22 protein-coding genes are annotated in these 24,007 nt (G+C 36.1%); 14 read left to right on the top strand and 8 right to left on the bottom strand.

Annotated elements, in window-relative coordinates; genetic code table 11:
* Positions 1-18: 18 nt before the first annotated feature.
* Positions 19-522: a GTP-binding protein gene (locus F6U93_RS09285; protein WP_150939102.1), complete on the bottom strand. Its 504-nt coding sequence runs from the start codon at positions 520-522 to the stop codon at positions 19-21.
* Positions 523-688: 166 nt separating this feature from the next.
* Here F6U93_RS09285 and der point away from each other — a divergent pair, with 166 nt between their 5' ends.
* From der to F6U93_RS09325, 8 genes are all read left to right on the top strand, one after another.
* Complete coding sequence (gene der, locus F6U93_RS09290; protein ID WP_150939103.1) at positions 689-1,993, top strand: ribosome biogenesis GTPase Der; 1,305 nt, start codon at positions 689-691, stop codon at positions 1,991-1,993.
* A gap of 151 nt (positions 1,994-2,144) precedes the next feature.
* On the top strand, positions 2,145-3,149 hold the full coding sequence (locus F6U93_RS09295; protein WP_150939105.1) for a sugar kinase: 1,005 nt from the start codon (positions 2,145-2,147) through the stop codon (positions 3,147-3,149).
* 257 nt (positions 3,150-3,406) lie between these two features.
* Positions 3,407-5,335 carry a DUF3604 domain-containing protein gene (locus F6U93_RS09300; protein WP_150939107.1) on the top strand — a complete coding sequence of 643 codons (1,929 nt, stop codon included), beginning with the start codon at positions 3,407-3,409 and terminating at the stop codon, positions 5,333-5,335.
* A gap of 171 nt (positions 5,336-5,506) precedes the next feature.
* Entirely contained in the window at positions 5,507-6,364 is an 858-nt protein-coding gene (locus tag F6U93_RS09305) for a peptidyl-prolyl cis-trans isomerase (RefSeq protein WP_150939108.1), read from the top strand.
* Positions 6,354-8,507, top strand: coding sequence for a hypothetical protein (locus tag F6U93_RS09310; protein WP_150939110.1), 2,154 nt, complete (start codon positions 6,354-6,356; stop codon positions 8,505-8,507). Before F6U93_RS09305 ends, F6U93_RS09310 begins: the two co-directional genes overlap by 11 nt.
* A gap of 62 nt (positions 8,508-8,569) precedes the next feature.
* Positions 8,570-9,160, top strand: a complete 591-nt coding sequence (locus F6U93_RS09315) for an ABC transporter ATP-binding protein (RefSeq protein ID WP_225312636.1) — start codon at positions 8,570-8,572, stop codon at positions 9,158-9,160.
* Entirely contained in the window at positions 9,157-10,335 is a 1,179-nt protein-coding gene (locus F6U93_RS09320) for an ABC transporter permease (RefSeq protein ID WP_150939113.1), read from the top strand. The genes F6U93_RS09315 and F6U93_RS09320 overlap by 4 nt, the downstream gene beginning before the upstream one ends.
* 10 nt (positions 10,336-10,345) lie before the next feature.
* Entirely contained in the window at positions 10,346-11,269 is a 924-nt protein-coding gene (locus F6U93_RS09325; RefSeq protein ID WP_191963494.1) for a metal ABC transporter substrate-binding protein, read from the top strand.
* 217 nt (positions 11,270-11,486) lie between these two features.
* Here F6U93_RS09325 and pepE read toward each other — a convergent pair whose 3' ends face one another.
* The gene (gene pepE, locus F6U93_RS09330) at positions 11,487-12,194 is read right to left on the bottom strand and encodes a dipeptidase PepE (protein WP_150939118.1); all 708 of its coding nucleotides are present in this window, start codon (positions 12,192-12,194) and stop codon (positions 11,487-11,489) included.
* A gap of 110 nt (positions 12,195-12,304) precedes the next feature.
* Here pepE and F6U93_RS09335 point away from each other — a divergent pair, with 110 nt between their 5' ends.
* From F6U93_RS09335 to F6U93_RS09360, 6 genes are all read left to right on the top strand, one after another.
* Complete coding sequence (locus tag F6U93_RS09335) at positions 12,305-13,105, top strand: carboxypeptidase-like regulatory domain-containing protein (RefSeq protein WP_150939120.1); 801 nt, start codon at positions 12,305-12,307, stop codon at positions 13,103-13,105.
* A 90-nt stretch (positions 13,106-13,195) separates the two neighbouring features.
* Positions 13,196-13,990: a peptidase associated/transthyretin-like domain-containing protein gene (locus F6U93_RS09340; protein WP_150939122.1), complete on the top strand. Its 795-nt coding sequence runs from the start codon at positions 13,196-13,198 to the stop codon at positions 13,988-13,990.
* 75 nt (positions 13,991-14,065) lie between these two features.
* Positions 14,066-14,566 carry a DUF6702 family protein gene (locus tag F6U93_RS09345; RefSeq protein ID WP_150939123.1) on the top strand — a complete coding sequence of 167 codons (501 nt, stop codon included), beginning with the start codon at positions 14,066-14,068 and terminating at the stop codon, positions 14,564-14,566.
* 113 nt (positions 14,567-14,679) lie between these two features.
* Positions 14,680-16,986, top strand: a complete 2,307-nt coding sequence (locus F6U93_RS09350; RefSeq protein WP_150939124.1) for a M1 family metallopeptidase — start codon at positions 14,680-14,682, stop codon at positions 16,984-16,986.
* Positions 16,987-17,072: 86 nt separating this feature from the next.
* Entirely contained in the window at positions 17,073-17,360 is a 288-nt protein-coding gene (locus F6U93_RS09355; protein WP_150939126.1) for a Sec-independent protein translocase subunit TatA/TatB, read from the top strand.
* Positions 17,361-17,682: 322 nt separating this feature from the next.
* The gene (locus F6U93_RS09360) at positions 17,683-18,573 is read left to right on the top strand and encodes a hypothetical protein (protein ID WP_150939128.1); all 891 of its coding nucleotides are present in this window, start codon (positions 17,683-17,685) and stop codon (positions 18,571-18,573) included.
* Positions 18,574-18,722: 149 nt separating this feature from the next.
* Here F6U93_RS09360 and F6U93_RS09365 read toward each other — a convergent pair whose 3' ends face one another.
* The 6 genes from F6U93_RS09365 to F6U93_RS09390 form a co-directional block, all read right to left on the bottom strand.
* Positions 18,723-19,364: an O-methyltransferase gene (locus F6U93_RS09365; protein ID WP_150939130.1), complete on the bottom strand. Its 642-nt coding sequence runs from the start codon at positions 19,362-19,364 to the stop codon at positions 18,723-18,725.
* 42 nt (positions 19,365-19,406) lie between these two features.
* The gene (locus F6U93_RS09370) at positions 19,407-20,534 is read right to left on the bottom strand and encodes an amidohydrolase family protein (RefSeq protein WP_225312638.1); all 1,128 of its coding nucleotides are present in this window, start codon (positions 20,532-20,534) and stop codon (positions 19,407-19,409) included.
* Between the two features lie 52 nt (positions 20,535-20,586).
* Entirely contained in the window at positions 20,587-21,120 is a 534-nt protein-coding gene (locus tag F6U93_RS09375; RefSeq protein ID WP_150939132.1) for a 3-hydroxyanthranilate 3,4-dioxygenase, read from the bottom strand.
* A gap of 182 nt (positions 21,121-21,302) precedes the next feature.
* Complete coding sequence (locus F6U93_RS09380; RefSeq protein WP_150939134.1) at positions 21,303-22,085, bottom strand: SDR family oxidoreductase; 783 nt, start codon at positions 22,083-22,085, stop codon at positions 21,303-21,305.
* Between the two features lie 81 nt (positions 22,086-22,166).
* Positions 22,167-23,603, bottom strand: coding sequence for an aldehyde dehydrogenase (locus F6U93_RS09385; RefSeq protein ID WP_150939136.1), 1,437 nt, complete (start codon positions 23,601-23,603; stop codon positions 22,167-22,169).
* Complete coding sequence (locus F6U93_RS09390) at positions 23,600-24,004, bottom strand: RidA family protein (RefSeq protein ID WP_150939138.1); 405 nt, start codon at positions 24,002-24,004, stop codon at positions 23,600-23,602. The genes F6U93_RS09385 and F6U93_RS09390 overlap by 4 nt, the downstream gene beginning before the upstream one ends.
* Between the last annotated feature and the right edge of the window lie 3 nt (positions 24,005-24,007).

A 24,007-nucleotide genomic window follows, 5' to 3' on the forward strand; every position in this document is an offset into this window, starting at 1 on the left:
CTTTGGTTGTTTCTGCAATTAAGGCTTTGCTTTTTTTAAGACGCCATACATAAAATCATTGAGGGCGTGCATCTCTTTAATACTTGAGGCTTTGCCAATACTTCCAGCAAAGTAAAGTGCAATCCAAATAATAATCATTAATAACACGACGCTAAACTGAACCGCAAAATCTTGTTCAAGCGACCAGTTGGTGTAAGCCCAAATACCAAAACCTAAAAAAGTACCTGCCACTAAAAAGTGTAAAAACATAAAGAGCGTCCAAACCGTGGGGCTTGGTCCAAATAAACCATAAATCAAACTGTTGTTTTCGTCTATAGCATTAATTTCTAAATGCAGTTGAGGCGACCAATAGGTTTGTTTTTCTTTCGGAAGCTTTATAAAAACATGCTCGTCTATCACCGAAACTATAAAGTCAGTTTGTATGGTTTTAGCATTTTTAAAATCACTTAAAATAGCTTCGTTATATTGAGGCATTTCGAGTTTAAATCTGGGGCGTAAAACAATGTCATTGGATAAAGCCATACTTGTAGTGGTTAAGAGCTGGTAAAATACTGTTTTTTTTGATATGGTATAAATTTTATTCTTTTCATAAAAAAGATGTGGCATACAGTATATTTCCTATTTTTGCAAAAGTTTTCAGGGTACCATAAGTAAAACGGTTTTAACCTGTTAACCTTAAATTGAGATTATGAGTAATATAGTAGCCATTGTAGGAAGACCAAATGTTGGAAAGTCAACGTTTTTTAATAGATTGATTCAAAGACGTGAAGCCATTGTAGATGCAGTAAGTGGGGTTACAAGAGACCGTCATTACGGAAAGAGTGATTGGAATGGTAAAGAGTTTTCTTTAATCGATACTGGAGGGTATGTTTTAGGAAGTGATGACGTTTTTGAAGCTGAAATAGACAAACAAGTAGAACTAGCCATTGACGAAGCTGATGCTATTATTTTTATGGTAGATGTTGAATCTGGTGTTACAGGTATGGATGAAGACGTTGCTAAACTACTTAGACGTGTGAATAAGCCTGTTTTTCTTGTAGTAAACAAAGTAGATAACGGTAAACGTGCCGAAGATGCCGTAGAGTTTTACTCATTAGGTTTAGGTGAATATTACACCATTGCCAGTATCAACGGTAGCGGAACAGGGGAGCTTTTAGACGATCTTATCAAAGCCTTGCCTGAAAAGGAAGATGTTGTTGAAGATGAATTGCCGCGCTTTGCTGTGGTTGGACGTCCAAATGCAGGGAAATCTTCTTTTATCAATGCTTTAATTGGTGAAGATCGCTATATCGTTACAGATATCGCAGGAACAACAAGAGATTCTATAGATACAAAATATAACCGTTTCGGATTCGAATTTAACTTAGTCGATACGGCCGGAATTAGAAGAAAATCTAAGGTTAAAGAAGACTTAGAATTCTATTCGGTAATGCGTAGTGTACGTGCTATTGAGCATGCCGATGTTTGTATTTTGGTTTTAGATGCCAATCGCGGATTTGACGGGCAAGTACAAAATATTTTCTGGCTCGCAGAACGTAACCGCAAAGGTATTGTGGTTTTAGTCAATAAATGGGATTTGGTTGAAAAGGATCATAAATCTGTTAAGGAATACGAAAAAGCCATTAGATTACAAATGCAACCTTTTACCGATGTGCCTATTGTATTCATTTCAGCACTAACGAAACAACGTATTTATAAGGCTATTGAAACAGCGGTTGAAGTCTATAAAAACCGTACAAAAAAGATTAAAACAAGCGAGCTTAACGAGGTGATGTTACCTATTATTGAAAACTATCCACCGCCAGCATATAAAGCTAAATTCGTTAAAATCAAATATATCATGCAGCTGCCAACACCGCAACCTCAATTTGCATTTTTCTGTAATTTGCCGCAGTATGTTAAAGATCCTTATAAGCGTTTTCTAGAGAATAAATTACGAGAGCGTTTTGGTTTTAATGGCGTACCAATTAGCGTATATATGCGTAAAAAGTAATAGGTTTTCATTTTCATTATTTTTATAGAAATTTCGATTTTGGTTTGAATTATAGAATTGGTTGACCAATTATTCCGAATATCATAATTTTTTCCAATAAGGAATTTTATATCATTCGTTATGGTTAAATTGTGGCTACAAAAATATTTTTATGAGTCAGATTATTACATTCGGTGAAGTTTTAATGCGTTTATCTCCGTTCGGAAATAAAAAATTTATTCAAGCCAACACTTTAGAATTCTACTTTGGAGGCACTGAATTAAACGTAGGGCTTTCAATTGCTAATTTTGGAGGAAATGTAAAGCATATTACTTGTATTTCTGATGATTTTATTGGAGATACAGCCATTTCATACTTAAACAAATTCGATTTAGATACCACAGCTATTGTGCGTTCAGGAAGACCTTTAGGGGTTTATTTCTTAGAAGTAGGCGCCGTAATGCGTCCAAGTTCTATTTCATACAACCGTTCACATTCTGCCTTTTCATGTATTCAACCAGAAATGGTCGATTGGGAGGCTGCTTTAGAAAATGGTTCTTGGTTTCACTGGACCGGTATTACCCCTGGATTAACTCAAGGAAGTTTTGATACCTTGAAAGAAGGATTGAAATTAGCCAAAGCTAAAGGGATGCAGGTTTCTGCCGATCCTACCTACAGAAGCGGATTATGGAAATACGGTGTAAATGCCAAAGATGCTTTAATTGAATTAATTCATTGTTCTACCATTTTTATTGGTGGAATTAATGAAATGAATGAACTTTTAGGTACAGAGTACGGCTATTCTAACGAAGAATTTATTGAAGCCAGTAAATTACTCATGGAAACCTTCCCTTCTATAGAGAAAGTTTTCGATAAAATAAGAACCTCTATCAATGCATCATGGCATAAAATTAGAGCAAGAATGTGGAATGGTGAGGAATTTAGAGAAACTCAAGATTTTGATATCACCCACATTGTTGACCGCATAGGTACAGGTGATGCTTTTGCAGCTGGTTTAATTTACGGCTTACAGCATTTCGATGACTACAAATCTATGGATTATGCAAGTGCTGCATGTGCCTTAAAACACACTTACGAAGGTGATGTGAATTATGCCACAATCGCTGAGGTTACAGGGATTTTAGAAGGTAATGTTTCAGGTCGATTTAATAGGTAAGTGATTTAGTTTCATCACATTTATTTACTTTTTTTCTTATTTCAGAAATGGCATTAACTACAAAAATAGCTGTTTCGTACTAGCAAAATATCCCTGTGAGAGCACGTGTATGCCTTGCAGGGTTTTATTAAATATTAAATTCAATTCAATTATCTAATGAGTTAGTATCTTGTTGGATAGCGTCTCTGTTACCATTGTTTAAAGCTTAAAATACTGTATATTTAACTAGATTTACCAAAAACCAATAAATATACAGTATGAGAAAACAACTATTCTTTACTTATGCTTGTTTGGCATTAAGTCTTACAGCTTGTAAAAGTGAAAAAGAGGAGGCGGTTATTTCGGAATCCGCTCTTGACACCCAATCGAGTTCTGAAGTTGAAGTCAAGGTGAACCCCACAAACGATGTATATTGGGGTGAGACGCATTTACATACACAGCTTTCTGCAGATGCGGGTTTGTTTGGAAATAAGTTAGGTTTAGATGCTGCTTACCGCTTTGCAAAAGGTGAAGAGGTAACTTCCTCAACAGGAATAAAAGCAAAAATTAACAGACCTTTAGATTATTTGGTCATTACCGATCACTCTGATTTTATGGGGTTTGCTGAAGATATTGATAAAGGTGCTCCAAATGTTTTGGCAGATGCTAAAGGAAAAGAATGGTATGATGGTATGAAGGCCGGAGGCCAAGCAGCCACAGATGCCGCTTTCAACCTAATCACAACGTTCAGTCAAGGAAAGATGCCAGCAGCACTTTCTAAAGATTATTCGCCAGGATCTGAAATTTATGGTAGGGTTTGGCAAAACTGTATAGATGCTGCCGAAGCACATTATAATCCAGGTGAATTTACCACAATCATTGGTTACGAATGGACTTCTTTAGTGAAAGGCGCCAACATGCACCGTAATGTACTATTTCGTGATAATGGGGATAAAGCATCTCAAGTTGAGCCGATGGTGACTATTGCACCTGTAGGTTCTACAGATCCATTAGATTTATACGCATGGATGAAGAATTATGAAGAAAAAACAGGAGGTTCTGTTTTAGCGATAGCCCACAATGGTAATTTATCCAATGGTATTATGTTCCCTGTAGATGCACAATATACAGGAAGAAAATTAGATGCCAAATATGTTGAAGAAAGAGGAAAGTACGAACCGCTTTATGAGTGGACCCAAATAAAAGGAGATGGTGAAGCACATCCTTTTTTATCTCCAGAAGATGAATTTGCAGATTACGAAACTTGGGATGACGGTAACTTAGATTTAACGCAAGGGAAATCTAATGATATGCTGGCTAAAGAATATGCTCGTGAAGCTCTTAAAAACGGTTTACTTCTAGAAGAAAAATTTGGGGCTAACCCATACAAGTTTGGAGCTATTGGGTCTACAGATTCACACACAACGCTTACAGCCGTAGAAGAAGATAATTTTTATGGAAAGCATATTAGTAGCGAGCCATCTCCAGAAAGAATTACAGAAGGTATTTATTTAAAAACTGATATTGGTACTATTGAAGATACGAGATTGAACTCGGCGGGATATACCGGTGTTTGGGCAGAGTCTAATACACGTGAAGCGATTTACGATGCCATGGCGCGTAAAGAGGTGTATGCTTCTACTGGTCCGAGAATGACCGTACGCTTTTTCGGAGGATGGGAGTATACCAAAGATGATTTAAATAGTCATGATGCCGTAAAACACGGCTACGAAAAAGGGGTTCCTATGGGAGGCGATTTAAAACCAGCCCAAGGCGCTAAGGCTCCTACATTTATGGTGTCAGCTTTAAAGGATGCTATTGGTGCTAACTTAGATCGTGTACAAATCATTAAAGGTTGGTTAGACGAAAACGGAAAAACTCATGAAAAAATATATGATGTAGCATGGTCAGGCGATCGTAAAATCAATTCTGATGGACGTGTTAAAGAAGATGTTGGTAATACTATTAATATTGCAGAAGCAAGTTATGAAAACTCCATTGGCGCTCCAGATTTAAATGCTGTTTGGACAGATCCAGATTTTGACCCTAAGCAACCTGCCTTTTACTATTCACGAGTTATTGAAATTCCAACCCCAAGATGGGTGGTTTATGATGCCAAGAAATTTGGGAAAGAAATCCCTAAGGGTGTTGAAACTTCTAATAGAGAACGGGCTTATACCTCTCCAATATGGTATAACGCGAAATAGGTTTTTATAAGTTCTAAAATGATTAAATAGCTGCAAAATTTTCTTGCAGCTATTTTTTTAGGGAAATCTGATTATTGCCAATTTTAATTGTAACCAAAAATTCAGCATATGTAATAGTTGTGAGCCTATCACTATTTTTTTACATTAGGTTCATATTTTGAAAATTTTTCAATGACAAAATTTTATAAACATCCTATAGTACATATTATCGTCTTTGGTTTACTCCTCGCTACTATTTTAATTTTAGTTTTTGGAGCAAAACTACCATCTCAAGATGATAAACGCATCATTATTGGTGATGACGATTTTGCCCATATTTTAGCATCTTGGGAAAAAACATGGCAGCGCCAACCTACCAAAGCGGAGTTTCGGAAGGTTCTAAAAAGTTATGTTAGAGATCAGGTTATTTATCATGAAGCTAAAAGTCAAAAATTAGATGAAAATAACGGCACGGTTAAACGTGCTTTGATCACGCAAATGAATATGCTTGCTGAAACTCAAGGGACATCAGAAGGCATTACAGAAGCTGATTTAAAAGCCTATTATGAATTGCGAAAAGATAAATACCTGAAACCTGCCGAAATTGCATTTTCTCAAATATATTTTAAGGCCAATAGCCATTCCAATAAAAGTATTGAAAAGATTAAAAATCTATTAAATGTGAAACAAACTTTGCCAAATCATGTGTCAGATGTCGGTGATCTCACCATGTTAGACTCAAGCTATGACAATACGCCAGCGGAACATATTGATAATACGTTAGGTGAAAATTTTAGCAGTAAGCTATTAGAATTACCTCTAAAATCTTGGCAAGGTCCTATTATTTCTGCTTACGGAAAACATCTGGTTTATGTGAATCAAATAACCCCAGAAGCCCCCAAGCAACTGGAAGCGGTGAAAACCGAATTGATTCGTGAATTAAAATATGAAGTAAAGGAAGCTTCCAAAGACCAGTTCTTTACAGAGTTAATGCAACAATATGAGATCATATATACTGGAGAGTTAAAAAAGCTTGTCTATGAAAAATAGCATTAAGCGTTTTTTTACGATTATTATTTTTGCCTTTTGTTTATCGATGCCACTCAGCGTTCATGCCGATATTTCTTTTCCTGCACGATTAGAAATCACAGAAGTGGAACCAGGGATTTACGACGTGCTTTTTGTGCTTCCCGTTATGGAAGGTAAAGTTTTAAAAGCCAAACCCGTTTTTCCCGAAGCTTTCAATTTTTTAGGTAAACCTATTGTTGACGTCGACCGTAATACCAAACGCATTCGTTGGCGTGTAAGTTGTGATCCTGAGAAATTAGCAGGTCTAAAAATAGGTATTGATGGTGTTTTAGGAAGTCAAACTGATGTTTTTTTTGAATTAAGTTTACTCAACGGACGCTTATATGCTAAAAAACTAAGTCCAACTCATGCTTATTACGTGATTCCTAGTCCGCCAACGGTTTTAGGAATTACAAAAGAGGCCTTTGTCAATGGTGCGCAACGTTTGCTTTCCGTATACCCTTTCTATCTGTTAGTTTTGGTGCTATGCGCTTTTTTTACACTGAAAGAGTTTTCAAAATTAAGCCTAAATTTTTGTCTATTTAGTCTCCTAGGACTTTGGTTAGCCACCATGGATCACTTGGTGTTTTCAAAATATCATTTTGATTTTATTATTTTATTGATGAGTTTGTTTATGTCCTATGGGTTATTAAAAAGAGATCGAACCGACTTGAAATTAACTACTGCTTTTATTTTTAGCGCCTTATTAGGGCTTGCCTTTGGAGCAATAACAAGGCCGTATGTTAATTTAGACGGATTTACCTCCAGCAATGTTTCTGTTTATTTATTTGCCGTGACTTTGGGCGTTCTCATCGGGTGCGTTTTAATTATTTTGATGAGCCATAAGCTTTTAATACTGCTAAAACTTATTTTAAAAAAACAAACCGATGTCCTGCTCGGTAAGATTGTAGGAGTTCTAGCTTTCGCGCTCATAATCTATGAAGCTAGCTTGTATTGGATGGCACCTTCCATGCTCCCTAAATTACCGTATGCTCTCTGTATTTTTGTTCTTGTTAGTGCTTATGCGCTAAAAAAAGTAGATGAGGTTAATCTCTTAAATAAATTATTGATTTTCTTATTGCCTTTAGGTTTTGGAACGAGTTTTGTTTTTTTAGGGATTCAATTTCCGTTTGCTTTAACCATAGCCCTTGCTTGTACTTGGGTTTTGCTTTTGTGTGGTTTTTATAAAGGATTACAAATAAAACCTCTCATCATTACGGTAGTGGTTTTAGGTGCTGTATCTTCTGGGTTTTTGTTGGCCGAATCAGTCACTGCTAATTTATCTTTCGCATTAGGTCAAACCATGGGGTACCTCATTATTTTAATGCTGGTTGTAACTAGTATTCTAAATTTTAAAACGGAATTAACTCTTGAAAAGCTGAGGCCTTTCAGTATTCTATTTACATGGATCGCGGTTCTAGGTTTACTTATTATCTGGAGTCAAGACTTCTTTGATATTGAAATTGATACCTTTAAAACGGATTATACCATAGGCTTGATACATATACCTCTTCTTTCCTTGGGATGTGTTTTTTTGGTGGTTATGACTTGGCCACGTTATAAAAAGATTCATAAAGCCATGAATTTAGAACGTAAAAAGCCTGTTTTAAGTTATTTGTTTTTAGGGTTAACCGTATTCCTCATGCCTTTAACCGTTACAGCTTCAAATCCATGGCATGTTTTTAAAGCACCAAACAGCTCTGAAATTTATCAAATTACCCAACGCATTTTAAATAATACCTATACTGCATTTAACCTTAAAGATGAAACACAATTATTTACCACGCTTTCAAATAACTTAGAAGGTTCATTAGTAGATCATGTGTATTTAGATAGTAGGCGACGATTAACCACAGGACTTCAAGAAGGTGCTGAAGTTACGGTTGAAGAAGTGACCGTGTCAGACATAGGGGAGCGCATCGAAACGGATGATATGTTGACCGTTTTTAAGTATCCCGTAGAATGGACAGTAAAAGCAAGAGTAAGGCATTTGCAACATATTCATTACCGACAAAATAAATATCTAGGTGAAATTACACTAAAAGTTATTGATAAGGTGTGGAAAATATCAAACATGACATTGACGAGTGAGGACCGAACTATAATTTCAGCTAATAATAAATGATAAGTTGTAACAATATAACATTTAAATATCCACAAAGTGACTTTGTTTTTCAGTTAAAAAACATGGATATAAAAAAAGGACAGCAAACCGCTATTATTGGTCCGAGTGGCTGTGGTAAAACTACATTTATAAACTTAATTTCAGGTATATTGAAGCCTGATTCAGGAGTTATTTCAGTTGATGATATCACTTTGTCAGATTTTAATAAAACAGAACGTCAAGATTTTAGAATCGTAAGCATGGGGCTCATCTTTCAAGAGTTCGAATTGTTAGATTACTTGTCTGTTTTTGAAAATATTCTACTGCCTTACAGGATTAATAGTTTATTAAGTTTAGATAAAAAAGTTAAAGAACGCGCTAAAATTTTAGCCGAACGTGTTGGTTTAGGTGATAAAATAACGCGTTATCCCAAACAGTTATCCCAAGGTGAACGTCAACGTGTTGCCATTTGTAGAGCTTTAATTGCTGAACCTAAAGTATTGTTGTGTGATGAACCAACTGCGAATTTAGACCCTGTAAATCGCGATAATATTATCGATATATTAACATCATATTGTCAAGATAAACAAACAACGTTAGTTGTAGTGACACACGATCATGAGATTTTACCGCGATTTAAATCGGTAATTAATTTAAATCCGCACAGCTCATGAAACATCAATTATTTTTAGCTTGGAAATACTTGCAATACCATTGGGTAAAAACAACGATTTTAATTCTATCTATTGCTTTTATACTGTTCATCCCATTGGGATTAAATACCTTATCTGATAAAGGCTCTAAAGATTTAATGGCTCGTGCCAAAAGCACACCCTTACTTATTGGAGCAAAAGGCAGTGAAACCGAATTGGCTTTAAGTGGGTTATATTTTAAATCAAATAGTTTAGAAGCTATTCCGTTTAAAACAGTAACAGAAATTTCTAACACTAATTTAGGAGAAGTTATTCCTCTAAATTTAGAATATTATGTAAAAGAATTTCCTATTGTTGGAACGGCAAGTAGCTATTTTAAATTTAGAGACGCCAATTTCAAGTCTGGACGAGCTATGGCTATTTTAGGCGAGTGTGTTTTAGGAAGTAAAGCAGCTGAAGTTTTAGGTATTAAAGTTGGCGAGTCGGTTATTTCATCGCCTAAAAGTGCTTTTGATGTCTCTGGAAGTTATCCGTTAAAAATGACCGTTGTAGGTATTTTAAATGCTACAAATACAGCAGATGATGAAGCTGTTTTTACAGATGTTAAAACCACTTGGGTTATTTCTGGTTTTGCACACGGTCATGATAACGTTACCGAAACCACCGCAGACAGCTTGCTGCTTTCTAAAACCAAGGAGAACGCCATTGCTAGCCCAGCGGTACTAACCTATAATGAAATTACACCCGAGAATATAAGTTCTTTTCATTTCCATGGAAACCCAGATGCTTTTCCAGTACAAGCTATTGTTGTCAACCCAAACTCTAAAAAAGACGGGCTTATTTTAAGAGGGCGTTTTGAAAATCGAACAGATAATCTACAAATTGTCGTACCCACAACGGTAATGCAAGAACTGTTAGATACAGTGGTTTCAGTTAAAAATTTATTGCTCTTAGCGGCCATAAGTATTGGGTTAGCAACTTTGGTTATTGTAACTCTAGTTTTTAGTTTATCTATTAAACTTAGAAGCGGTGAAATTCACACCATGAAGCGTATAGGGAGCTCCAAAAGTGCTATTACAAATATTTTAGGTTTAGAAGTTGTGTTGACTCTGGCTCTAAGTTTGGTTTTGGCTGTTGTTTTGGTACTGCTTCTAAATGTATTTGGACCTTATTTAATTAAAATTTTTATTTTATAATTATATGACTATGAAAAAAATCTCATTACTAGTTCTATGTCTTTTTAGCTTAATGGCTTGTAAAAACGATAAAAAAACTTCGGAAACAGAACAGGCTATGATCACATCAAAGAAACCTGTAGTTTATGTGTCTAATTATCCTTTGTATTATTTTGCTGAACGTATTGGGGGGAATGACGTGGATTTACGTTTTCCTATGCAGGATAGCAAATCAATTGCAAACTGGCAACCACAATCGGATACAGTAGTAAACATGCAAGCTGCCGATGTTGTGTTTATAAATGGAGCTTCTTATGAAAAATGGTTAACATCGATTTCTTTACCGGAATCCATTTTAGTAAATACTACAAAAAATGTTGAAGAAGATCTTTTAGATAGTGGTCATGTTTTTACGCACAGTCATGGTGAAGGTGGTGCTCATGAGCATAAGGAAATGGCATCAACAACATGGTTAGATTTAGCCTTAGCAAATAAACAAGCAGAAGCTATGGCTACATATTTATTGAGTAAATTCCCAGAAAAGAAAGCAGTTTTTAAGGCGAATTTTGATAAGTTATCTGAAGACTTATTAGAATTAGATTCTAAGTTTAAGGCAGTTGCAAATAAAAAACCAAACCTTTCAGTAGTGTTTTCACATCCTGTTTATCAGTATTTTGAAGATGCTTATGAGATAAATGGACGTAGTTTACATTGGGAGCCCGATTATCAATTAAATCATAAAAATGCACATGAAATCAAACATTTAGTAGCAGATAAAAAATTCAATTACCTCATTTGGGAAGGGGAACCATTAGAGGAGACTAGAGCTAAATTAGAAAAAATGAATATTGAAAGCATTGTTGTAAACCCTATTTATTCTGTGCCTGAAAACAGTAATTACTTTAAAGAAATGGAAAATAATCTGAAGCAATTACAACTTATTTATGAAGAGTAGAATCTGTAATCTTCAGTCATTCTTAGCCATGTAGTTCATTAGTAAAACTAAGAACGATTGTAATAAAAAAAACCAAGATTTGAAAGCTTCAAATCTTGGTTTTTTTATGTTTTATGTGGAATGAATTCAGGTATAGTAATAATGCTGCAGTTTGTATGAATTAGAAGGTTTACCAAACTCCAGAAGCATCACCGCTTCTAAAACCAACAACCAAAGTTTACTTCAAAACATTCAACTCACTACCTGAAGGTATTTCGTATGGTGCTTTATTGTATTCAAAAATACGAGCCTCTAAAACGCCTTTCAAAATAATAGAGTCGCCTTGAACATGTAACCAGCTGCCTTCTCTTAAACCTACTACAGGAGGCGTGTTGTAATGATGAAACTCTTTAATTCGAGTTTCACGAGTTTCTCCCATGTGTTTGCTAGTAGGGTCTGGGTCTAAGTAATGCGGATTAATATTAAAAGGAACAAAGGCTAAAGCGTTAAAGCTAGGCGGGTATACAATAGGCATATCGTTAGTGGTTTTTATGGTCAGACCACAAATATTACTTCCGGCGCTTGTTCCTAGGTACGGCGTGCCGTTTTTAACCACGTTTTGTAAAGGTTCAATCAGCTTGTTTTTATAGAGCTGATAGGTTAAAACAAAAGTGTTTCCGCCACCTACAAAAACACCTTCAGCTTGCTGTATGGCTTCAGCAGGATTTTCAAATTCATGAACACCTTTCACTTCAATATTGATTTTATCGAAAGCCGTTCTCGCATGACTGGTATAATCATCATGAGATAGACCACCAGGTCGTGCATACGGCACAAAAATAAGCTGCTTGACATCCTTAAAAAAGACTTTCAAGTCTTCTAAAATGTATTCCAAATAACCCAGGCCGTGTACCGTTGAGGTACTCGCAATGATGATGTTCTTCATGAGATTTTTATTTGCCCATAAAACTAACCAAAATTAAGGTTTAATAAAACTTTAAAGAATTTTACTTTATGAATTTCAATTAAAATGGTAAATTGAAATAAATTTTATCTATGAAAAAAATACTACTTTTTATTGCCGTACTATTATCGTTACAAGTGGTTGCTCAAAACATTAATCGGGTTGAGGTTTCAGGGAAAATTATTGTAGAAGGTGGTGACCTTTCAGGAATTACGGTTTTTAATAAAACTGCTAAAGCAGGAACCATTACCAATGATCAAGGTGAATTTAAATTACAAGTGGCTTTAAATGATGAGGTCAATGTCAGTGCGCTTCAATATGAGAATATTAGTTTTCAAGTTAATGAGGCTATTTTAAAGTCTAAGCGGATGAAACTTTTTTTAATTGAAGAAATCAATAAGTTAGAAGAGGTTGTCGTTTCTGAAAAAGGCTTAACGGGAAATTTAGAAACAGACCTAAAAGAAGCCGCTCCATTTAAACCGCAGCTAGATGCCTTGTATTTCGGAGTTAAAAATAATATGGACCATGAGTTTAAACCTGATAACAAAACCAAGGTTGAAAATTTAGGACAAAACTACCAACAGCAACACATGATTAATGGATTGAATATTGTCAATGTTGTTGATCAATTATTACTCCCTATTTTCCGTTCCAACGTTCCAGATAAAAAGAAAGCTGGCGTTCCAGAAGTGCCAATCGAATCTATTAAACATTATTTTGGCGCTCAATTCTTAGTAGATAATTTTAATATTCCAGAGCACCGTGTGGACGAATTTATTCAGTATGTAGAGCGAGATGCATATGATTATGATTTACTTAACTATGGTAAAGAAATGGAGTTTTTGGAGTTCCTTAACCAAAAAAGTATTGAGTTTTTAAACATGAAAAAATAGGGCTTCATCGTTTTTAACTTAACCTTATCAGCTGTTTAATAGTTCTTTAAGAATTTATATGCGTTTTTTGTTGTTATAACTAAACCAACAATGAAACGTCTCCTTCTGTTTGCCTTATTTTTTTCTTGGGCATTTCTAGTCACAGCTCAATCCATTGATTTATTCGGAAAGATTAAAAGTGGTGCCAATGTTGAGAATATACATGTCATCAATAAAACCCAACAGCGTTTCACAACAACCAATACTCAAGGTGAATTTACTATTCCTGTAAAAGTGAATGACACCCTAATGTTTTCGTCCATACAACATAAACCGCACGAACAGGTTGTTTCAGAATTCATTTTTAAAAATAAAATCATCGTTGTTCACTTAGAAGAGCAAGTAAATGAACTCGATGAGGTTAATGTTGGAAGGCTGTTAACCGGTGATTTAATGTCTGACATTGAGAATACTACAGGCGAAGTCCCTATTAATTTTTATGATGTTGGGATTCCTGGGTATACAGGTAAAATAGCCACAGAAAGTGAGCGCAATTTATACGAAGCTAATGGTGATGGTGTCGCTTTTGAAACCTTATTGCTTCAGGTTTTAACTTTAAACGTCTCAGTAAACCCTATAATTAATGCTATTTCAGGTCGTACTAAATATTTAAAGGAGCATGTTGAAATGGAAAGGAAGTCGGAGCTATTAAGAAAAGTAAAATTAAGAGTTTCCGAAACGTTTTTTGAATTGCATAGTTTACCAGAAGATAAAAGAAATGATTTTTTCTATTTCTGTGAGGAAGATGAAAATTTTGAAGAAGCTTGTCAGGGGAAAACAGATTTTGAAATATTTCAGTTTTTAGAAAAAAAGTATAAGCAATATATGGAAAACCTCGAAAATTAGAATGAAATTCGTTTTCAAGTCCTTAAGATTCCCTTTATGCCCTTAAAATATTTAATTTAGCAAAAAATTCTCCGAATGAAATTGAATAAGTTATTACTGTTGTTGCTTATCCTTCCGCTTTGCGCATTTTCTAGTTTACACAAATACTATATAAGTGTGACTCAAGTAGAATTTGTAGAAGAGAAACAATCTGTTCAAATCATTTCGAGAATTTTTATTGATGATTTTGAATTATTACTACGTGAGCGCTATGATGAAGGGATTACTCTAGCCGGTGAGAATGAGACACCAACGGCAGATACTTACATTACTAAATACTTAAAAGATAAAATAAATATAAAGATAAATGGGGTAGACATGACCCTGAAGTTTATAGGGAAAACCTATGAAGCCGATATCATGAAATGTTACCTTGAAATTGAAGGAGTAAGGGCTGTAAAAACTTTCGAAATGAGCAATAAAGTGCTTTTTGATCTCTTTTCAGATCAACAGAATATTGTAAAAACAAAAATCAATTCGAAGCAAAAAAGCTTCATTTTATACGCTCAAAAAGACAGTAACATGTTAAAATTTTAAATTTTACGTGGATTTGCTTTTGATTTTGAGTACTTTCGTTCACTTTTAGTTGAATTATTAATAAAACGAATCCAAACCAATAATAAATTAACCACCCGAAAAATAGAATAAATATGAGAAAAATCGTTTATTTCTGCCTTTCATTAGTGTTTGTAACTTCTGGAATGTATGCTCAAGAGGAAGAAAAGGAACAAGTAAAAACAGGCCACACCAATACCAATAAGTTTAAGCAATTATACGATGAGTTTTCTACTCCTAATATGTACAGAGCGGCTTCTGGAGCCCCAGGTGTAGCCTATTATCAGCAGCAAGCTGATTATAAAATGGATATCGTTTTAGATGACAAATTAGCTAAAATAACAGGTGATGAAACTATAACTTACACCAATAACTCTCCAGATAATTTAAAGTACTTGTGGGTGCAACTAGATCAAAATCAACGAGCACAAGACTCAAAGTCACCATTAATAGAATCATCAGGGTTTGATCCTTTTGCGCTACCAGGACAATTTACACATGATTATTTGCAAAATGGTTTAGATCGTGGCTTTCATATAGAAGCTGTTACTTTAACTAATGGTGATGCTTTACCACACATGATTAATAGAACCATGATGCGTATTGAATTGCCAGAAGTATTAAAGAGTGGTGATAAATTTTCATTTTCAATTAAATGGTGGTATAACGTTAATAATCACGTAGACGAAGGCGGACGCTCAGGTTATGAGTTCTTTCCAGAAAATGGTAATCGTTCTTATGTAATTGCTCAGTTCTACCCAAGAATGGCCGTTTACAGCGATGTAGAAGGTTGGCAAAATTCACAATTCTGGGGACGTGATGAATTCGCATTACCTTTTGGAGATTTTGAAGTAAATATTACAGTACCTGCCGATCATATTCTTGACGGAACCGGGGTGCTTACCAATAGAAAAGAGGTGTACACTAAAGACATGATGAAGCGCTACGAAGACGCTAAAAAATCATTTGTAGAGCCTGTAATTATAGCAAATCAAGCTGAAGCAGAAGCACGCGAGAAATCATTTTCTGAAAAGACTAAAACGTGGAAGCTTAAAGCAGAAAACGTTCGTGATTTTGGTTTTGCAACTTCAAGAAAATATATCTTAGATATGATGGCCGTTAAAGTAGGATCGAAAGATGTGATGGCGGTATCGCTTTATTCTAAAGAAGGAAATCCTTTATGGGAAGCTTGGTCTACAAAAGCTGTAGCTAGTACTTTAGAAACCTATTCACGTATGACCTTCGATTACCCTTATCATAAAGCCATATCAGTGCATGCGCAGCGTCAAGGTATGGAATATCCTATGATTTGTTGGAATTACGGGCGTCCAGAAAAGGATGGTTCGTATAGCGATCGTGTAAAATACGGTATGATGGGTGTGATCATTCATGAGGTTGGTCATAACTTCTTTCCAATGATTGTAAACAGTGATGAACGTCAATGGACATGGATGGACGAAGGATTAAACACCTTTGTGCAGTACGTAGCCGAGCAAGACTTCGGAGAAAAATATCCAGCAGCCTTATCTGAAAAAGATAAGCATTTCCCATCAGATCGCGGACCAGCAAAAATGATTGTACCGTACATGGGCGGTGATCAAGATTTCATTGCACCAATCATGACCAAAGGTATAAATACCTACCAATTCGGTAATAACGCCTATGGAAAACCAGCAACAGCATTAAACATCTTAAGAGAAACTGTAATGGGACATGAGTTGTTCGATTATGCTTTTAAAGAATATGCTCACCGTTGGAAATTCAAACATCCAACTCCAGAAGATTTCTTTAGAACGATGGAAGACGCTTCAGCATTCGATTTAGATTGGTACTGGAGAGGTTGGTTCTATACAACTGACTGGGTTGATATCGGTGTCAAAGAGGTTAAAAAATATTTTGTGTCTTCAGAGCCAAATGCTTACGTAAAAGACATGGCCAAAGCCCAAGGTTTTGATGTGAAAAACTTACGTCCGTTAGTGTTTATGGTTGAAGAAGGAAGTGAAGATTATAAAGTGGAATTGTCTCAAGGTAATCTTTTAGATCATAGCACACCGTTAAAAGAATACTTAATGGATAACTTCACGCCAGAAGAGCGTGCAAAACTTAAAAATCCAAAGTATTTCTACAACATTACTTTTAATAAACCAGGAGGTTTGGTGATGCCAATTATTGTAGAGTACACTTATGCTGATGGTACTAAGAAAAACGAAACCTATCCGGCACAAATTTGGAGACTTAACGACAACGAAGTTTCTAAAGCCGTTGCTTCAGAAAAAGAAATCGTGTCTATTAAAATAGATCCAAATGAAGAAACTGCCGATGTTGATACTAACAATAATACATGGCCAGCAGTAGAGCAGCCAAGTGAGTTTGATGAATTTAAAAGTCAATCAAGCAACTAAAAACAGTAAAAATAATTATAAAAGAAAGTCGATTTTTAAAATCGGCTTTTTTTTATTCTAACAAAACAACTTAGTATATTTGTAGCGTGATACAGCAAGCAACATTCTTATTTATTAGCGGTGCAGAAATAGCCTTCATACTGTTTATTGCCATAATGGTATTTGGTGCCGATAAGTTACCAGAAATCGCAAGAGGTTTAGGTAAAGGCATGCGCACGCTTAAAGATGCTTCAAACGGCATCAAGCACGAAATCACCAAAACGGCCGAAAATAGCGGTATTGACACCAGCATCACTTCAGATGTTAAGAAAGAACTCGACAAGGTTAAAGACGATCTTGAAGACTTTACCGGTTCTGTTCGACGTAAATTCTAAAATCCTACCACTTATTTGGGCGTTACCCTAGCGGGTCAGGCTCTCGGCAGTCGCTCTCTGCGAGGAGCTCCAACAATGCCTCCATCCTTAACGCGGGCGTGTTTGCTAATTAGTTACATCTTCATAATATTTAAAACTTACTGTCTTAGGTGAATTACAATATTATTTATTTGATTATTTCTGTTTTAATTACAACTTCATAATTATTGAATTTTCTCACTATAAAATTTCAGAGTTATTGACGGGTGTATTATATTTCGCCTTTCAAATAAAATAGGTGCGTGGCGTGTTTGTTTTATTTAACAAACTAACCTATAACCAAATGAAAAAAGCGACCTTAATTTTTTCTTGCCTAATTTTTGCATTTTTAGCGCTTGCCTGTTCCAGTGATGATGCTTCTAGTGATGTAGATTCAATGACTCCTGTTGTATTTGAGAGCTTATCTGTTTCTGAAAACTTATCGTTTACAGATGAACCAATTACATTAACCCTGAATGCTAGTAGTTTTAGTACTGTTGATTTTGTGTTTTCTGATCCCAACATGACATCTCGTAAAATTGATAAAACGACTTATGAAATAAGCGCTAGTAAAGGATTGGAAGGCAGTGTGAGTGTAGAACTTTCTAATGGAGGATCTTCCGAAACCCAATCTGTAGACTTAGAATTTGTTGAACACGGTGTTGTTAACTCTAATATCGTTGAAGGCATTAAGATTGACGTTGATACTACCGAGAGGCTGCTAGAAGTCTTAGGAGAGCCACATGGGAAACTATTTCACACTTCTAGAAATGAGGAGACCTGGGGCTATTATTCTGGCGTTTTATTCACCGTAAATACGCTAACTAATATCATTACTTCAGCAGAAATCAATACATACAGTAGGATTTTACAATCATATAAGGGAGACGTTATAATTCAAACGTACCCATATTTAATCAATAATTCTCTTGATTTTAGCGGTTCAGAAAGAGGAAAAATGGATGAAATAGTTGATAAGTTCGGCTTGCCATCTTTTACATTTACTGGCACTTTACCATCCCCTCTAGTAAGTCTTAAAAGAGAACTTAGAGCGCCTACATCATCAGCTCAAGGTGTATATCAATACGCGTATTTTCATGACAATAATCAAGAACATAGTATCTATGTTTTGTTTTATTCCGATGCTATAGATAATTATAAGGATGAATATTTGTTGGGGTTATGGGTTGATTAATTTATTTTTCAAGCCTTAGTATGAGAAGTTTATGAATTAATACTATGAAGTCATCACTCGGTGTTTGCTTATCCAATATATTGGGCTTCACCTCCAGCTTTGTTTAAGTTGTTTTTGGAGGTTATAATTGGTAATAAACCAAACACCAATCACAACTTCCTGCTAATCGTCAAACCATCACGAATGGGTAAAAGTACGGTTTCAATTCTCGGGTCTTCTTTGATGAGGGTATTATAGTCTAAAACCGCTTTAGTAGATTTATCATCAGGTTTTAAGGGGTCTAATACTTTACCACTCCAAAGCACGTTGTCTGATAATATGATACCGCCTACATTGAGTTTGTCAATAATCAGGTTGAAGTAGTTGGGGTAATTTTCTTTATCGGCATCAATAAAAATTAAATCGAAGGTTTTATCTAGTTTAGGAATGATCTCTAAAGCATCGCCTAAATGTTGAAAAATTTGTGGGCCGTACTCAGATTTGTCAAAATATTTACGCTGGAAATCAAATAATTCCTCATTAACATCTAAAGTGTGGAGCTCACCCTCTTTTTGCATGCCTTCCGCTAAACAAAGTGCCGAATAACCTGTGTATGTTCCTATTTCTAAAATATTTTTAGGATTGACCAGTTTTGAAATCAAACTTAAAATACGGCCTTGATAATGCCCACTAAGCATACGTGGTTGCAGTATCTTTTGATAAGTTTCACGTGTGAGTTGCTGTAGTAATTCTGGTTCGTTTTCAGAATGTTTTACAACATAATCATCTAAGTTTTCCGAAATAAAATGCATGTGTTTTTGTGTTTAATTCTTGATACTTAAGAAGCTTCAAAATTAACTTAAAATTCTTTTAATCAACTTTTCTTTTGCTACTTTATCGTCACCATGTAACCATTGAATCACGTTGTTTTCCCAAATGGCATCGTACTCCTCTTGATTGATGATTTCTCTTTCTTTAGCCAAATCTAAGATTTTACCAGGGTAAGATGATTGTTTTTCGTTTTCCATTTCACCCAAAGGGTAGGGGTCGTCAAGGCCCATAATCACTTGTTTTGAACCGTGGTTTTTTATAAGTAATTCTAAGCTTCCAGTATCATGAACTAAAGTATCAAAAAAGATGTTTTTATGGCCTACGGCTTTTCTAGGGTGGTGTTTGCCCTCAAATAAATCGGGTCTACCATCAAAACCTTGAATACGGCGTCCTAAATTAATCTGTGCTAATTGTCCGCCATGAGCAAAACAAGTTCGCATATTGGGATATTTATCTTGATAACCGTTTAAGGTTAAAAAATGATAAGCATCAGCGCATTGTGCGAGCATCCAAATAAGATGAAAACGCCACGACGTGTTTTCTAGTTTAATGAATTTTTCACCGTCATAAGGATGAATCTCCACAGCTAAATTGTATTTATTGGCCAACTCAAAAATAGGTTCATTAGCTTCATCAAAAATACAACGCCAGGTGCCTATGGTGTCCATATAATGGGTTGGTAAACATAATAATTGTAGACCTAAGGTTTCTACGCAGCGCTCAATTTCCCAACAGGCACTATTTACGAAGCCAGGATGTACCACAAACCCGCAGGTAAATTTACTGGGGTGATCTTGTTGTATTTTAGCATTAAAGTCATTTTGAAATTTTAAGGCCTTCTTCATTTCTTCAACACGTAAACCGTTGCCGTATAATTGTGATAGGTTTAGAACTACCGCATGGTCAAGGTGGTTGCGGTCCATCCACTCTAACTTTTCTTCTAGAAAAAAACTAGAATGCGTTACGGGGCGACTCCAGTCTTTTTGTAGCATAAATTTACGCTCTTTATCCACCCAAAAGATTTCTTTTTCTCGCATGAAATCTGGGATGTCTTCAGGATAGGGTAACAGGTGTGAATGCCCGTTTATGCGTAGTTTTTTAGCCTTATCTAGTATTCCTGAAGAGTGGGAACTCATGTGTGCTTCTTTCATTTTTTAAGGTGTTTCGATGCTTCTTTCGAGAAATCGTCTAGATGATTGCGCTTTAATCTATTTTTACTTTTTTAGGAGGCTGCATCACTTCGCCACAATTGGGGCAGCAGCGTTTGTTTTCATCACCATAGAACTTATCAAATATTTTAGGCATATCGGTTTCAATGTTTCCTAAGGTAAAATCTTCTTCGTAAAGTTTGGTGACACAATTTTCACAAAACCAAAGCAAAGCATCTCGCGTACCTTTAGGGCGTTTGTATTCAATTACCAAACCAACAGTATTGGCGCCACGTTGTGGGGAATGTGGTACTTTTGGTGGAAGCAAGTAGATATCTCCTTCCTTAATATGAACATCTTTAGGCGTACCATTGTCAATTATTTTTAAAACAATATCGCCTTCCACTTGATAGAAAAATTCAGGTGTTTCATTGTAATGATAATCCTTACGGCTATTGGGGCCACCAACAACCATCACAATAAAGTCGCCATCTTTCCAAACCACTTTATTGCCAACGGGTGGTTTTAAAAGGTGCCTGTTTTCTTCAATCCAAGCTTTAAAATTTATAGGTGATGTTAACTGACTCATGCTAAGAAACCCTATTAAGCTCCTTAAAGGAGCAACTCAAATCGGGTATTTGAGTTTTTTTATTAATCTTTGATATAAAGATAAAAAAGAAACAACTATTTGATGCGTTTCAAAACAGTTTTGATTTTATGCTTTACCTGTTCCGTTAGAACAAAATGAAACTGTGTAAGGGTACACTAATCTTATAAGGATTTTGTACGCCCGCCATCAACAGGAATATTCACACCATTTACATAAGCAGCGGCTTCACTAGCGAGAAAAGTAATCACACTTGCTGTTTCTTCAGGTTGAGCAAAACGTTTTGCTGGTGTATAAGTTTTCATGGTTTCGGCCATGTTTTCTTCAGTGACATCTTCGGCTTTAGCTTTAATTTTCACAATTTCGGCTAAGCGTTCTGTGTCTGTAAATCCAGGAAGCACGTTATTTACTGTGATGCCATATTCAGCGACTTCATCAGAAAGGGTTTTGCTCCAATTTCCAACAGCTCCTCTAATGGTATTGCTTACGCCCAAGCCAGGAATAGGCTCTTTTACTGAAGTTGAAACGACGTTGATAATACGCCCAAAGCCTTCTGATTTCATAAACGGAATTGCGGCCTGAGCCAAAACATGATTACATTTTATGTGCATGGTAAAGGCATTTTCAAACTCCTCTAAACTAGCCGTTAAAATTGCGCCACTTCTAGGGCCTCCGGTATTGTTTATTACAATGTGAAAGCCGTGGTTATTTTCAATAAATTTGATCACTTGCTCTTGTAAATCTCTAGGATTTGTGAAATCGGCAACAATATAGCTGTGATTACCTGGCTGAGGCAGTTCCTCTAAAGCCGCCTTTAGTTTCTCTCTATTTCTGGCTACCAAAGTCACGTTTGCACCTTCTTGAGCGAGTACTATAGCGGTGGCTTTACCAATACCTTGGGTGCTTCCACAAACTAAGGCATTTTTATTTTTTATTTTTAAATCCATATACAATAACCCTATTAACCTCCCAATTTGATGTGTGCCCTATAGTAGGAGAGGAACGTCTGACGGGAACCAGAGTGTTTGTTAATATTTAATGCACACATTTTTGGCTTTGGTGAAGAATCGTAAGGATTCTAAACCGCCCTCGCGACCAACGCCAGAAGCTTTTGTGCCTCCAAATGGTGTTCTTAAGTCGCGTAACATCCAGGTGTTTACCCAAACTATGCCAGCTTCTAATTGATGGCTTAATCGCATGCTGCGTTTTAGGTTGTTCGTCCATAAGGTTGCTGAGAGTCCGTAATTGGAGTCATTAGCCATTTTTAAAACGTCTTCTTCTGTTTCAAACGGCATGATAGTTACCACGGGACCAAATATTTCTTCTTGATTGATGGTGCAATTATTTGAATTCACCTCAATAACGGTCGGTTCTAGATAATAACCATTTTTAAAACTTGGGATCACGACTTGATTTCCGCCAACAAGAATCTTACCTTCTGTTTTAGCGATTTCAATATAATTTAAGACTTTTTCTAGATGGCTCTTAGAAACTATAGCGCCAACATCTGTTGATTCTTGTGAAGGATGCCCAACCTTTAGCTGTTTTACTTTTTTAATAAAATCGGTTTTAAACTTTTGGTAAAGACTTGCCTCAACAAATATGCGGCTGCCGCACAAGCAAATTTGTCCCTGATTGGCAAAGGAGGATCTTAGGGTAGTTTCTAACATGGACTCATAATCACAATCGCTGAAAATGATATTCGGATTTTTACCTCCTAACTCTAAGGATAATTTTTTGAACAAAGGTGCTGCAGTTCTAGCTATTTGAGCGCCGGTTGAAGTACCTCCTGTAAACGAAATAGCTTTGATTTCAGGGTGTTCTATAAGGACTTGACCTGTGGTTTCACCTAAGCCATGAACAATATTTAAAACGCCTTTGGGTAATCCAGCTTCGTTGCATAATTCGCCTAACATGTAGGCGGTCATCGGGGTGATTTCACTGGGTTTAGCAATCACACAGTTCCCTGCAGCTAATGCAGGAGCGATTTTCCAAGTGAATAAATAAAGCGGTAGATTCCAAGGTGAAATACACCCAACAACACCTAGTGGCTGACGCAGGGTGTAGTTTATTGCGTTTTCACCGATACTATCATGACTTTCACTTGAAAATTGAGTGATGGCATTGCCGTAGAAACGGAAGTTACTAGCCGCCCTAGGAATATCTATGGTTTTTGCCAAACTTAGTGGTTTCCCGTTGTCTTTGCTTTCTGCTTCCCCAAACTTATCAAGCTGAGCTTCTAATAATTCTGAAATTCTAATTAAAATCCGACTCCGTTTTTCAATAGACGTTTGTGACCATGAAGGGAAAGCTTTTTCTGCAGCCTGATAAGCAAGTTCGATGTCTTCTTTTGAAGAATTGGGCGTTTGCCCATAAACCTTACCATAAGCGGGATTGATGTTGTCTAGCCAATCTTTTGAAAGCGGCTCTTGAAAAGCACCGTTTATGAAGTTTTTAATTTTCATACTTGTTTTTTGTAAGCCGTCACCTTAATTTCTACGAGCAAATCGGGGTGAGGCAATTGATGTACGGCAACAGTGGTTCGTGTTGGACCGGTTTGCGTATTGAAAAATTCCGCGTAAGCGTTATTATAACCTGCAAAGTCATTCATGCTGACTAAAAATGTGGTCACGTCAACAACATCACTTAATGTGGCGCCTTCATTTGATAGGAGGTTTTCTATATTTTTTAAAACTTCTCGCGTTTGTAAGGCAATGTCTAGTTTTTTGGTCCCCATATCATCTATGATATCAACACCTGCAATAGAGTTGTCGGCGCGTCTGGAGCTTGTTCCTGAAACGAAAATAAAATCGCCAACACGTTTGGTTAATGGGTAAGCGCCTCGTGGAGTGACTGTTTTTTTCATGCG

Source organism: Pseudotamlana haliotis (genome assembly GCF_008806375.1).
Taxonomy (GTDB): Bacteria; Bacteroidota; Bacteroidia; order Flavobacteriales; family Flavobacteriaceae; genus Pseudotamlana; species Pseudotamlana haliotis.